General features: G+C 68.7%; 13 protein-coding genes and 2 pseudogenes. 9 read left to right on the forward strand and 6 right to left on the reverse strand.

Annotation, left to right across the window (positions count from 1 at the left end):
• The first annotated feature begins 31 nt into the window (after nt 1-31).
• Genes AB0L60_RS33810 through AB0L60_RS33820 form a run of 3 tightly spaced genes read left to right on the forward strand, consistent with a single transcriptional unit; the run spans nt 32 to nt 3,354 of the window.
• Entirely contained in the window at nt 32-709 is a 678-nt protein-coding gene (locus tag AB0L60_RS33810; protein ID WP_364622581.1) for a helix-turn-helix domain-containing protein, read from the forward strand.
• Nucleotides 710-711: 2 nt separating this feature from the next.
• Nucleotides 712-1,572: a 3-hydroxyacyl-CoA dehydrogenase gene (locus AB0L60_RS33815; RefSeq protein WP_364622584.1), complete on the forward strand. Its 861-nt coding sequence runs from the start codon at nt 712-714 to the stop codon at nt 1,570-1,572.
• An 18-nt stretch (nt 1,573-1,590) separates the two neighbouring features.
• Entirely contained in the window at nt 1,591-3,354 is a 1,764-nt protein-coding gene (locus AB0L60_RS33820) for an oleate hydratase (RefSeq protein WP_364622587.1), read from the forward strand.
• A gap of 63 nt (nt 3,355-3,417) precedes the next feature.
• Here AB0L60_RS33820 and AB0L60_RS33825 read toward each other — a convergent pair whose 3' ends face one another.
• Nucleotides 3,418-3,711 (reverse strand): LysR substrate-binding domain-containing protein, encoded by a 294-nt coding sequence (locus AB0L60_RS33825; RefSeq protein WP_364622632.1) that lies wholly within the window; start codon nt 3,709-3,711, stop codon nt 3,418-3,420.
• Complete coding sequence (locus AB0L60_RS33830; RefSeq protein ID WP_364622589.1) at nt 3,663-3,863, reverse strand: hypothetical protein; 201 nt, start codon at nt 3,861-3,863, stop codon at nt 3,663-3,665. The genes AB0L60_RS33825 and AB0L60_RS33830 overlap by 49 nt, the downstream gene beginning before the upstream one ends.
• 165 nt (nt 3,864-4,028) lie before the next feature.
• On the opposite strand from AB0L60_RS33830, the gene AB0L60_RS33835 reads away from it, so the two are divergent.
• Nucleotides 4,029-4,466 (forward strand): nuclear transport factor 2 family protein, encoded by a 438-nt coding sequence (locus AB0L60_RS33835; protein WP_364622591.1) that lies wholly within the window; start codon nt 4,029-4,031, stop codon nt 4,464-4,466.
• 76 nt (nt 4,467-4,542) lie between these two features.
• Nucleotides 4,543-5,322, forward strand: a complete 780-nt coding sequence (locus tag AB0L60_RS33840; RefSeq protein ID WP_364622594.1) for an SGNH/GDSL hydrolase family protein — start codon at nt 4,543-4,545, stop codon at nt 5,320-5,322.
• On the opposite strand, the pseudogene AB0L60_RS33845 reads toward AB0L60_RS33840, so the two are convergent.
• Together AB0L60_RS33845 and AB0L60_RS33850 are read right to left on the reverse strand one after the other, a co-directional pair.
• Nucleotides 5,319-5,393 (reverse strand): annotated as a pseudogene (locus AB0L60_RS33845) (chemical-damaging agent resistance protein C); the annotation flags it as partial. The gene AB0L60_RS33840 and the pseudogene AB0L60_RS33845 overlap by 4 nt on opposite strands.
• Nucleotides 5,394-5,507: 114 nt before the next feature.
• Nucleotides 5,508-7,100, reverse strand: a complete 1,593-nt coding sequence (locus AB0L60_RS33850; protein ID WP_364622596.1) for a carboxylesterase family protein — start codon at nt 7,098-7,100, stop codon at nt 5,508-5,510.
• Nucleotides 7,101-7,283: 183 nt separating this feature from the next.
• Here AB0L60_RS33850 and AB0L60_RS33855 point away from each other — a divergent pair, with 183 nt between their 5' ends.
• Together AB0L60_RS33855 and AB0L60_RS33860 are read left to right on the forward strand one after the other, a co-directional pair.
• Nucleotides 7,284-8,504, forward strand: a complete 1,221-nt coding sequence (locus AB0L60_RS33855; protein ID WP_364622599.1) for a cytochrome P450 — start codon at nt 7,284-7,286, stop codon at nt 8,502-8,504.
• A gap of 112 nt (nt 8,505-8,616) precedes the next feature.
• Complete coding sequence (locus AB0L60_RS33860) at nt 8,617-9,000, forward strand: hypothetical protein (protein WP_364622603.1); 384 nt, start codon at nt 8,617-8,619, stop codon at nt 8,998-9,000.
• A 56-nt stretch (nt 9,001-9,056) separates the two neighbouring features.
• Here AB0L60_RS33860 and AB0L60_RS33865 read toward each other — a convergent pair whose 3' ends face one another.
• Nucleotides 9,057-9,518 carry a YiiD C-terminal domain-containing protein gene (locus AB0L60_RS33865; protein ID WP_364622605.1) on the reverse strand — a complete coding sequence of 154 codons (462 nt, stop codon included), beginning with the start codon at nt 9,516-9,518 and terminating at the stop codon, nt 9,057-9,059.
• 150 nt (nt 9,519-9,668) lie between these two features.
• On the opposite strand from AB0L60_RS33865, the gene AB0L60_RS33870 reads away from it, so the two are divergent.
• Together AB0L60_RS33870 and AB0L60_RS33875 are read left to right on the forward strand one after the other, a co-directional pair.
• Complete coding sequence (locus tag AB0L60_RS33870) at nt 9,669-10,319, forward strand: GntR family transcriptional regulator (RefSeq protein ID WP_364622608.1); 651 nt, start codon at nt 9,669-9,671, stop codon at nt 10,317-10,319.
• A complete protein-coding gene (locus AB0L60_RS33875) occupies nt 10,319-11,545 on the forward strand; it encodes an MFS transporter (protein ID WP_364622611.1) in 1,227 nt (408 codons plus the stop codon). The genes AB0L60_RS33870 and AB0L60_RS33875 overlap by 1 nt, the downstream gene beginning before the upstream one ends.
• A gap of 41 nt (nt 11,546-11,586) precedes the next feature.
• Here AB0L60_RS33875 and AB0L60_RS33880 read toward each other — a convergent pair.
• Nucleotides 11,587-11,677: pseudogene (locus tag AB0L60_RS33880) on the reverse strand (imidazole glycerol phosphate synthase subunit HisF); the annotation flags it as partial.

Here is an 11,677-nt window from a genome sequence, read left to right on the forward strand (position 1 = left end):
TCAGTTTTCCGATCCGGGTTGGAGGTGTCCGATGGTCACGCAGGTCAGGCCACTGGAGGTCGGCCGACGCCAGCGCAAGATGCACGACAAGCAGTCACGCATCTTCGAGGCCGCCGCCGCCCTGTTCGCCGAGCACGGATTCGATAGAGTTACCACTCAGCAAATCTCCGATCGGGCGGATATCGCCGCCGGGACACTGTTCCGCTACGCCGCCAGCAAGGGTGAGTTGTTGCTGATGGTCTACAACGAGGAATTACGCACCGCGCTGGCGGACGGCGCCGCCGCGGCCCGCACGCAGACCGATGCCGTCGAGGCGGTGACGGCCCTGCTGCGCCCGCTCCTGCGCGCGGCCGAGCAGCGGCCCGAGAACACCATCGTCTACCAGCGTGAGCTGCTGTTCGGCTCACCCACCGACACCTACCGCGCCGAGGGCCTGGCCCTGGTGGCCGGGCTGGAGTCCATGATCGCCGAGCGGCTCATCGCCGACGCGCGCCGCGACGGGATCGGCACACCGCCCGGCGACGAAACCACTTCGGCGCGTTGGGAAGAGCAGGCCAGGCTGGCGGGGCGCAGCATCTTCGCGGTCCTGCACCTGGCGCTGGTGCAACCGTCCACCGGGGCGCATCCCGGCCACGACGCCATGGCGGATCTGCGGGCGCAGATCGCACAGATAATCGCTGGATTCTTCACATCCCTAGGGAGGCAATGACAATGAGCATCGACATCCGCAAGGTCACCGTGCTCGGCACCGGAGTTCTCGGTTCCCAGATCGCGTTCCAGACCGCGTTCCGCGGATTCGACGTCACCGCGTACGACATCACCGACGAGGTGCTGACCGCGGCGCGCGGCCGCTTCGACAAGCTGGCCGCCACCTACCGTGAGCAGGTGCCGGGCGTGGGCGACGGCAAGGCCGAGACGACCGCGGCGGGCATCGCGCTGAGCTCCGATCTGGCCGCGGCGGTCGCCGACGCCGACCTGGTGATCGAGGCGGTTCCCGAGGTGCTCGCCATCAAGCAGGACACCTACGAGAAGCTGGGCAAGCTCGCGCCCGAGCGCACCATCTTCGCCACCAACTCCTCCACGCTGCTGCCCAGCGCCATGAAGGACTTCACCGGCCGTCCGGACCGGTTCCTGGCGCTGCACTTCGCGAATCAGGTGTGGCACTTCAACACCGCCGAGATCATGGGCACCCCCGACACCGATCCGGCCGTCTTCCAGGCCGTCGTGGACTTCGCCACCGCCATCGGCATGGTGCCCATCGAGCTGCACAAGGAGAAGGCCGGCTATGTCCTGAACTCGCTGCTGGTGCCGCTGCTGAACGCGGCCATGAACCTGGCCGAGGGCGGCTACGCCGAGCCCGAGGCGGTGGACAACACCTGGCGCATCGGCACCGGCGCGCCGGCCGGACCCTTCCAGATCCTCGACATCATCGGCCTGACCACGCCCTACAACATCATGGCCCACGGCGACGAGGACGCCCAGCGAATCGCCAAGTGGCTCAAGGAGAACTACATCGACCAGGGCAAACTCGGCATCGCCACCGGGGAAGGGTTCTACAAGTACACGGCGTGATTCGAGACGGGAGTTCTCATGTTCTACAGCAGTGGCAATTACGAAGCCTTCGCGCGGCCGCGCAAGCCGGCGGGCGTCGAGGACAAGACGGCCTGGTTCGTGGGGTCGGGCCTGGCCTCGCTCTCCGGGGCGGCCTTCCTCATCCGTGATGGCCGGATGGCCGGTAGCAAGATCACCATTCTGGAAGAGCTGAAGTTGCCGGGCGGCGCGCTCGACGGCATCCGGGAACCCGAGAAGGGCTTCGTCATTCGCGGTGGCCGCGAGATGGAGAACCACTTCGAATGCCTCTGGGACCTCTTCCGGACCATCCCGTCCATCGAGGTCGAGGACGCGAGCGTGCTCGACGAGTTCTACTGGCTCAACAAGGACGACCCGAACTTCTCCCTCGAGCGGGCCACCGTGAACCGCGGTCAGAGCGCCCAGACCAAGAACCTGTTCACCCTGAACGACAGGGCGCAGCAGGACATCACCAAGATCTTCCTCGCCACCCGTGAGGAGATGGAGGGCAAGCGCATCGACGAGGTGTTCTCGAAGGACTTCTTCGCGAGCAACTTCTGGATGTACTGGCGCACCATGTTCGCCTTCGAGGAGTGGCACAGCGCCCTCGAGATGAAGCTGTACCTGCACCGGTTCATCCACCACATCGGCGGCCTGCCGGACTTCTCGGCACTGAAGTTCACCAAGTACAACCAGTACGAGTCGCTGGTGCTGCCGCTCTACCGCTGGCTATTGGACCAGGGCGTCACCTTCAAGTTCGACACCACCGTCACCGATGTCGACTTCGACCTCACCGCGGATCGCAAGCAGGCCAGCCGGATCCACTGGATCTCGGAGGGCGTCGAGGGCGGCGTCGACCTGGGGCCGGACGATCTGCTGCTGATGACCATCGGCTCGCTCACCGAGAACTCCGACGAGGGCGACCACCACACGCCCGCCAAGGTCGACGAGGGTCCGGCCCCGGCGTGGGATCTGTGGCGCCGAATCGCCGCCAAGGACAAGGCCTTCGGCCATCCGGACGTGTTCGGTGCGCACATCCCCGAGACCAAGTGGGAGTCGGCCACCGTCACCACGCTGGATCAGCGCATCCCCGAATACATTCAGAAGATCTGCAAGCGGGATCCCTTCAGCGGCAAGGTCGTCACCGGCGGCATCGTCACCGTGAAGGACTCCAACTGGCTGATGAGCTGGACGGTCAACCGGCAGCCGCATTTCAAGCAGCAGCCGAAGGACCAGATCGTGGTCTGGGTGTACTCGCTGTTCGTCGACAAGCCCGGCGACTACGTGAAGAAGACCATGCAGGAGTGCACTGGTGAGGAGATCACCCAGGAGTGGCTGTACCACCTGGGCGTTCCCGAAGCGGACATCCCCGAGCTGGCCGCGAGCGGCGCCAAGTGCGTGCCGGTCATGATGCCCTACGTGACCGCCTTCTTCATGCCCCGCAAGGCGGGTGACCGCCCGGACGTGGTCCCGGAGGGTTCGGTCAACTTCGCGTTCATCGGTCAGTTCGCCGAAACCAGCCGCGACTGCATCTTCACCACCGAGTACTCGGTGCGCACCGGTATGGAGGCGGCGTACCGGCTGCTCGATATCGAACGCGGCGTCCCGGAGGTCTTCAACTCCACCTACGATGTCCGCACCCTGCTGGCCGCCATGAGCCGCCTCCGCGACGGCGATCCCGTCGACCTCCCGGGCCCGGACCTGCTCTGGCGCGCGCTGGCGAAGCGCCTCGGCAACAACGAGATCGGCGAACTGCTCACCCAGTACGGTCTCATCGAGAAGTAGGCGGCACGGATTCGGTCCGACGTGCCACCACGGCCCGGTCCCCTGGGGACCGGGCCGTTGTCGTCAGTCCGGGCAGTCGTGCCACGCGCGCGCGGCCGCGAGCAGGCGAGCGCGCACCCGGTCCACGTGCGGGCGGACGGGACCGCCCACCCGGCGGGCCAGGAAGACGGTATTGATCGGCGCATCCTGCGGGTCCCAGAGCTTTTCGATGGCGCCCGAGGCCAATTCGCGGGTGCACAGGTAGCTCGGGAGCACCGAGACGCCCGCGCCGGCCACCACCGCGGCGAGGACGGCGCGCAGGTCCGGGATCACCAGGCCGGGTCGGCTTCCAGCCGGGTGTCGAAGACGTGCCGCCAGTAGCGGCGGACGATCGGCAGATCCGCGGCGTAGGTCACCAGGGGCACTCCGCCGAAGTCATTGGCGCGCAGGCGTTCCAGATCCGCACGGGCGGCCAGGAAGGTCCGCAGCTGCGTCAGGTCCATGGAGCCATCGGCCTGCCCATGTCGCACCCGGCGAGTCTATTGGCCCGGTGATGCGCGGCCGGTGCGGGCTCCGGTTCAACAGCGCTTTGATAGTCAACTTATTGAATACTTGTGACCTGGACATCCTCAAGCTCCGCGCGCTACTGTTCGAAGGTAGTAGACAACGATTTGGCTATAGGAGACGAGGGAATCATGCACCCCTTCCGCAAGGCCGTCGAGGCCCGTGACGAGGCGGCCATGGCGGCCCTGCTCGCCGACAATGTGGTGTTCACCAGCCCGGTCGCCTTCAAGCCCTACCCGGGCAAGGCCATCACCGCGGCCATCCTGCGCGGTGTCATGCGGGTGTTCGAGGACTTCCGCTACGTCAAGGAGATCGGCGCGGCGGACAGCAGCGATCACGCGCTGGTCTTCGAGACCACGGTCGCGGGCAAGCGCATCACCGGATGCGACTTCCTGCACTTCGACGCCGACGGCCGGATCGACGAGTTCATGGTGATGGTGCGTCCGCTCTCCGGCGCGCAGGCGCTCGCCGAGGCGATGGCCGCGCAGTTCGAGCGAATCCAGGCCGAAGCCGTCGCGCAAATCGAACAGGAGGCAGCAGCGGCCGAACGCCAAGCGGCGGGCTCGTGAACGAGTTCGGCCCGACTCCCCGGCCGGCCGATTTCCTGGGATGATCCACGAACAGTCACCGAAAGGCCGATCCGCCATGACCGATGGCAGGTACTCCCGATACGTCGCCCTGGGCGACAGTCAGACCGAGGGCGTGGGCGACGGCGACGACCTGACCGGCCTGCGCGGGTGGGCGGACCGGCTGGCCGAGCGTCTCGCCCTCACCAATCCCGAACTGTGCTATGCCAATCTGGCGGTGCGCGGCAAGCTGGCCCACCAGATCCGCGACGACCAACTGGACGCGGCGCTGGCGCTGCGCCCGGATCTGGCCACCGTGCTGGCCGGCATGAACGATCTGCTGCGTCCGAACTTCGATCCGGACGAGATCGCCGGGCATGTCGAGGCCATGTTCGCCGCGCTCACCGCCACCGGCGCGGTGGTGGCGACGCTGACCTTTCCCGATGTGGCCGAGACGATTCCGCTGGCTCGGCCGATTCGCGGCCGGATCGCGGCGATCAACGACCGGCTGCGGGCGGCGGCCCAGCGGCACGGGGTGCTGGTGGCCGAGACCGGCCATCATGCCGTGGTGACCGATCCCCGCCTGTGGGACGCGGACCGGCTGCACGCCAGCCCGCTCGGGCACCAGCGCATCGCCGACGCCGTGGCCGAGGCCCTGCGGCTGCCCGGCGCGAACGACGCCTGGACTCGTCCGCTGATGCCGGATCTGCCCGAGCACGGGGCGCTGCGCTCGATCGCGGCCGAATTCCAGTGGGCGGCAACAGCACTGGGGCCATGGGTGCTGCGCCGCCTGCGCGGCATCTCCTCGGGTGACCGGCGAGTGCCCAAGCGCCCGGTGCCGCTCCCGGTGCGCCTCTAGACGTTGACCCCGTAATCCCGTGCGATACCGGCCAATCCGGAGGCGTAGCCCTGCCCGATGGCCCGGAACTTAACCGCGCGGCCAGTGCCGCCCGCCGCACCGCCGGCTCGGGGCCCATCGCCCCGAGCCCCGCCCACGGCTCCCCCTGACCGAGCGTCACGCCTCGAATGTACCTGCACGGCAGCTCAACCGAGTGTGCTCCAGAACTCGCAGCGGTGGTCGGCGTAGAAGGCATCGGAGAACTGGTTGCCGCCGGGACGGAAGGAGAGGAATGACGGTGCGGCCGTGGTGTATTGCGGGATGGCGGGCAATCCTTGCGGATCCGCGGTGCCCGCGGTGATGAAGCGGGTCCAGTAGCGGCGCATTTCGTCCTGCAGGCGCCGCTGGCCGGGGGTCATGGCGACGTGCAGGAGCGGGCCGGCCTGCACGAGGTCGAAGAGGGAGGGGAGTTCCGCGGCGTGGTAGGCGCCCATCGGGAAGGTACTGGGCGGGGCCAGGGCGGTCCGGTCGTCGAATTCGTAGACGTAGGTGGGGTTCTGACGGCCGAAGTCGCCGACCTGGTCGGCCATCCTGCAGACGAACTTGTCGGTCCAGGCCCGGACGAGCGCCAGCGCGGGCTGCGCATAGTCGCCGAGGGGGTACTCCGCCATGATCCGATCGACCTGCGCCCGGTCGATGCCGCCCAACCGGGTGGTGAGCAGGGTGGGATAGTCCGCGGCGGTCATCCTGGCGCCGAGCGGGATGCCGTAATCCATCCACACCCACAGCGCCATCTCGTCATGGTTGGAGCCGATGAAGGTCGGAACATGGGTAATCCCACCGGCTTTCAGCACGGCAATGGGATCGCGCGGGAGAAAGTCGTTGCCGTACACCACATTCGCCGACTCCGGCGCGCGATCGACGAGCACGTCCGCCGGAAGACTGCGCAGACAGGCCGCGTCCGCTCCCGGGCATCCGGCTCCGGCCGCCCAGGCATCACCCTCGGCCTCGGCGGCGGCGAGGGCCTGCCCGGCGCACAGGCCGCTCTGCATCATGGCCGCCTGGAACAGCCCCGCCGAGGAGGGCGTGGCCAGCTGCGCGCAGATCGAAACCCCGCCCGCCGATTCACCATCCACCGTCACCCGGTTCGGGTCGCCGCCGAACGCCACGATATTGCGCTGCACCCAGCGCAGCGCGGCCTGCTGATCCATCAGCCCGTAGTCCCCCGAGCCCGCGCCCTCGTCCAATGCGGAGGCGGCCAGGAAGCCGAACGTCCCGAGCCGGTAGTTGATGGTGACCACGATGCTGTCGCCATCGGGCTGCGACACCAGAGGCGCTGCGCCGTACATGCTTCCGGTGCCCGTCTGCAGGCCGCCGCCGTGAATCCACACCATGACCGGCAGCCCGCGGCCATCGGCGGGCAGAGTGGGCGGCGTCCAGACGTTCAGGTAGAGGCAGTCCTCATCGGTCGAGCGCAGCCCGCCCGCGCCCGTGGCCTGGGCGCATTTCGGCCCGGCGTCGCGGGCCTCGCGGACGCCCGGCCACGGCGGCACCGGTGCGGGCGGCCGCCAGCGCAGCGCGCCCACCGGCGGTGCGGCGTAAGGGATTCCATTGAAGAGCCGGTAGTCCGGCGCGAGCACGCCGTGCAGACTGCCGCTGTCGATGGCGACGGTGTCGGGGGCAGCCGGCAGAGCCCGCGCCACCGGTCCGTTCACCGCGAAGACCGTCACCAGCAGGGCTACCACCGAGAGCACCGCCCCGGCTCCCCATCCCATCCACTTCCGGTCGCGCACGATCACCCGAGCCTCCTGGGCCAGCAGCGTTATCGCGTAATCGTTCGATACTAATGGGCTGTCCGGCACGAAGGCCCGGAGTCTCGAGATGCGCGCAAAACCCCTGCATACGAGTGGGTCACCGCGCGGCGGCCGTCTCACGGCGAGACGGCCGTTGACAGTCGGTACCGGGCCGGAAACCGTGAGCGCATGACCCGGACCTCACCCGACGCCCTCGACCTGTTCGACCCCGCGCACCTCGACGATCCCTATCCGCTGTACCGACGACTGCGCGAGGAATCGCCGGTGTACCGCATCCCGGGCACCGACTTCTACCTGGTGACCTCATGGGATCTGGTGACCGAGGCGGTGAATCGGCCCGCCGAGTTCTCCTCGCACCTCACCGGCGCGCTGCTGCGGCAGGAGGGTCGGCCGCCCGCCACCTTCGACATGGACGGCGGCGGCCAGGCCATCCACGTGCTGGCCACCGAGGACGATCCCGGCCACCAGGCACAGCGGAAACTGGTCCAGCCGTTGCTGGCCAAGCGGATTCGCGGGCTCGGACCCACCGCCGCCGACCTGGTGGATCGGTTGTGGGCCGAGCAGCTGCACGGCGATCGCATCGACTGGGCGACCGGCATGGCCGACCGGCTGCCGCTGGCGCTGGTCGCCGACATCATCGGGCTGCCGGATTCGGATGTGCCGCACCTGCTCACGTGGGCCTACGACAGCACCGAGATGCTGGGCGGGGTCGTCGAGGCCGAACGCTTCGGACAACTGGTCACCGCCGCCACCGAGCTGGCCGCCCACCTGCACACCAGGTTCGCCGCCGCCCGGGAGGATCCGGGCGACGACCTGCTCGGCGTGCTGGCCCGCGCATGCACGGCCGGCGACATCACCGACGCGGTGGCGGTGCTCATCCTGGTCCAACTCGTCGGCGCGGGCGGCGAATCCACCGCCGGGCTGATCGCCAACGCCGCGAGCCTGCTCGCCACCCGCCCCGAACTCCAGGACGAGCTGCGCCGCGAACCCGCGCTGCTGCCCGCGTTCCTCGACGAGGCGCTGCGGCTGGAATCGCCCTTCCGCGGCCATCATCGGCACGTCACCACCGATACCGCGCTGGGCGGCACCGAGATTCCCGCGGGCAGCCATGTGCTGCTGCTGTGGGGTGCGGCCAATCGGGATCCGGCCCGCTTCGAACATCCCGACGTCATCGACCTGGACCGCCGCAGCGGGGCCAACAATCTCGCCTTCGGGCGCGGCATCCACTTCTGCATCGGCTCGGCGCTGGCCAAACTGGAGGCCACCGCGGCCCTGACCGCGCTGCTGGACCATACCAACGGATTCACCCTCGTCGAAGACGCCCCGCCGCGGTGGTTTCCGAGCATCTTCGTGCGCCGTCACCGCAGCCTGCCGCTGCGCATCCGCTGATCCGCGCGGATTCTTCCGCGCGTCCACCGCGTGCCGGGGGCCCGGTCACGGCATGATCGTCGTCGATCGAGGGGGGATTCATCGTCGTGACCACAGGAAAGAGGTTCTGTTCGTGAAGACCGTGTACCTCCGCCGCATCGCCCTGGCCACGCTCGCCTGCGCCGCCTCCGGCGCCCTCGCCGCCCCCGCGTCCGCCGACGCGGCCCCGCAGCAGATCACGCTCGACTACTCCAAGGGCCGCTGCGCCCAGACCACCCTGCTGGCCCACTCGTTCACGCCGACCACGCTGGAGATCACCACCTCCAACAACTTCACCGACGACGCCAAGATCGATATGAACGGGCAGCGCACCCCGCTGCCCGATACCTACACCGCCCAGACCACCCGGATCGACCTGGGCACCCCGATGCCCGGGGTCATCCCCTTCGAGGTCTCCGGCTCGGAGTGGCCGGGCAGCGCCGGCACCGGCTGCAAGGGCTGGATCATCATCGCCTGACACGCCTGGAGAACGACCGAGCCCCGGGGGTTTCCTCGGGGCTCGGTCGTTTCGGCTCACCTGCCGTGGGCGCGCAACTGGTACAGACCCTTGGTCTCGGCCACCACCACGCCATTGGCATCGGTCACCACGGCCTCGAGAGTGAAGTCGGCCTTGCCCTTGGCCTCGGCCTCCTCGGTGATGCGCGCGATCTCATCCTCCGACAGCGTGGCCTCGGCGCGCACATCGGTGGCGGCGGGCTTGCGGAAGAAGATGTGCAGATCCTTCACCAGGGGGAAGTACTTGGCGGTGTCGAAGCTGGCGATGGCGATCGCGCCGCCCAGGATCTCCGCGACGGTGAACAGCACGCCGGCGTACATGACGCCGAAGTGATTGCCATTGCCCTCGACCGGGACCGTGGTGGCGGCGAAACCGGGGCGCACCTCGTCGGCCCGCACCCCCATCTTGTGCGCGATCGGAATCGTGAACTCCAGACCACCGTTCACGACCTCGTTCAGCGGCGGGGCATCGTTCCCCATGCGGACCTCCTCGTCCCGGAAATAGGGCAACTTACTGACGTATTGCCAACAACGTGAATCATTATGGGTGAGAGGGTTTCGGCGCAACTCTTTCAGCCACTCGGGTGAAACCCGCCACATTCGGGCAAATCATCCCATGTCATCTCTAGTATGCAAGTTGTGTCCAAGACCTTCTCCGCCGCCGAGCGGGCCTACCGCGAAATCAAGGAACGCATCCTGAGCGGCGACCTGCCGGGCGGGGAGCTGGTCAGCGAGAACGAGATGGCCGGGGAGCTGGGCACCTCCCGCACCCCGGTCCGCGAGGCCTTCCTGCGGCTCGAGACCGAGGGCTGGATGCGGCTCTATCCCAAGCGCGGCGCGCTGGTGGTGCCGGTGCCCTCGCGCGAGGCCGAGCATGTGATCCATGCCCGCTACATCGTGGAAACCGGCGCGGTGGACGCGCTCACCCGCATCGCCCGCGCGGGGCTGATCCCCCGGCTGCGCGAATCCCTGGACCGCCAGGGCGAACTCGCCGACGCTGGCAACCTCGACGAATTCGCCATCGCGGACGCCGATTTCCATCGCGAGTACGTGGTGGCCGCGGACAATCCGCTGCTCATCGGCTTCTACGACTCGCTGCGCGAGCGCCAGCGCCGGATGAGCAGCGTTGCGCTGCACCGGGGCGAGACCCATCCGCACCGGATCATCGAGCAGCACACCCGGCTCGCCGACCTGATCGAAGCCGCCGACGCCGCCGGTTTCGCCGAAGCACTCGCCGAGCACCTCACCGACGTGCACGGCGTGACCCTGAGAGGACTGTGATGGCGACGCTGACAGCCGTCGGCACCCGCACCACCGATGTCGGCACCCATCCCAGGGCGTGGCTCGGCGTGGCCGCGGCGATCTTCGCGATCGCCTGGGGCGGTAATGAATTCACGCCGCTGCTGGTCATGTACAAGCGGGACGGGCTGCCCGTCACCACCGTGGATCTGCTGCTGTTCGAATATGTGCTGGGCATCGTCCCCGCGCTGCTCATCGGCGGCCCGCTCTCCGACCGCTACGGCCGTCGGCCGCTGATGCGGCCCGCGCCCTTCATCGCGGCCACCGGCTCGACCCTGCTGGCCTTCGGATCAGCTTCCGTCCCCATGCTTTCCGCCGGACGCGTGCTGTGCGGCATCGCGCTGGGCCTGGCCATGGCGGTGGGCAGCAGCTGGCTCAAGGAACTCTCGCAGCCGCCGTTCACGGCCGAGACCGCCTCGGGCACCGGGGCGCGGCGCTCGGCCATGAGCCTCACCGGCGGCTTCGGCGTGGGCGCGGGCGTGGCCGGGGTGCTGGCCCAGTGGGCGCCGTGGCCGGACACCCTCGCCTACCTGATCAATGTGACGCTGTGCGTGCTGGCGGCCGCGCTGCTGTTCCGCGCCCCGGAAACCACTGCCCCGCAATCGAATCCGGGTAGACTGCTGGACGATCTGAAGGTCCCCGCCGCCGCGCACCACCGCTTCCGCACCGTGGCACTGCCGGTGTGCCTGTGGCTGTTCACCTCGTCGGCGGCGGCCTACGCCATCATGCCGACGCTCATGATGCCCAAGGTGCACGGCGCGCCCATCGCCTTCTCGGCCCTCATCACGGTCATCACGCTGGGCTGCGGATTCGGCATCCAGTCCGTCGCCCGCCGCATCGACCGGCCGGGCTCGCTGCGCCTGCCGGTCCTGGCGCTGAGCCTGGTGATCACCGGAATGGTGCTGGCCGCAGCGGCTTCCGCCACCCTCACCATGTGGCTGACCGTGCTGACCGCCATCGCATTGGGCATGGGCTTCGGCAGCGGCCTGGTCGCCGGCCTGCTCGAGATCGAGCGCATGGCCCGGCCCGACGACCTCGCGGGACTGACCGCGGTGTTCTACGCGGTCAGCTACCTCGGCTTCGGCGTCCCGGCCGTCATGGCGATCTGCCACGACAGCACCGGCATCGGCTACCCGGCCATGTTCGGTGTCCTCGCGGCCGGGTGCGCTCTCTGCCTGGGCATCGTGGGCCGCGCCCGCGCAGCCTGACCTGGGAGGCACGAAACTCCGGAAAACAGTGGCGGCGGCCCGGCGGTGCGGGTGACCACGTCGATCATGGTGCCGCGGTCGCCGGTGGAGGCGGTGACGTCGAGGAAGGTCAGCTCGTCGGCGCCCTGGGCG

It is taken from the genome of Nocardia sp. NPDC051981 (assembly GCF_040680715.1).
Taxonomy (GTDB): domain Bacteria; phylum Actinomycetota; class Actinomycetes; order Mycobacteriales; family Mycobacteriaceae; genus Nocardia.

Coding starts and splice junctions, on each gene's coding strand:
- AB0L60_RS33815 (WP_364622584.1), top strand. CDS start 712: ATGAGCATCGACATCCGCAAGGTCACCGTGCTCGGCACCGGAGTTCTC.
- AB0L60_RS33835 (WP_364622591.1), top strand. CDS start 4,029: ATGCACCCCTTCCGCAAGGCCGTCGAGGCCCGTGACGAGGCGGCCATG.
- AB0L60_RS33855 (WP_364622599.1), top strand. CDS start 7,284: ATGACCCGGACCTCACCCGACGCCCTCGACCTGTTCGACCCCGCGCAC.
- AB0L60_RS33810 (WP_364622581.1), top strand. CDS start 32: ATGGTCACGCAGGTCAGGCCACTGGAGGTCGGCCGACGCCAGCGCAAG.
- AB0L60_RS33840 (WP_364622594.1), top strand. CDS start 4,543: ATGACCGATGGCAGGTACTCCCGATACGTCGCCCTGGGCGACAGTCAG.
- AB0L60_RS33820 (WP_364622587.1), top strand. CDS start 1,591: ATGTTCTACAGCAGTGGCAATTACGAAGCCTTCGCGCGGCCGCGCAAG.
- AB0L60_RS33870 (WP_364622608.1), top strand. CDS start 9,669: ATGCAAGTTGTGTCCAAGACCTTCTCCGCCGCCGAGCGGGCCTACCGC.
- AB0L60_RS33865 (WP_364622605.1), bottom strand. CDS start 9,518: ATGGGGAACGATGCCCCGCCGCTGAACGAGGTCGTGAACGGTGGTCTG.
- AB0L60_RS33875 (WP_364622611.1), top strand. CDS start 10,319: ATGGCGACGCTGACAGCCGTCGGCACCCGCACCACCGATGTCGGCACC.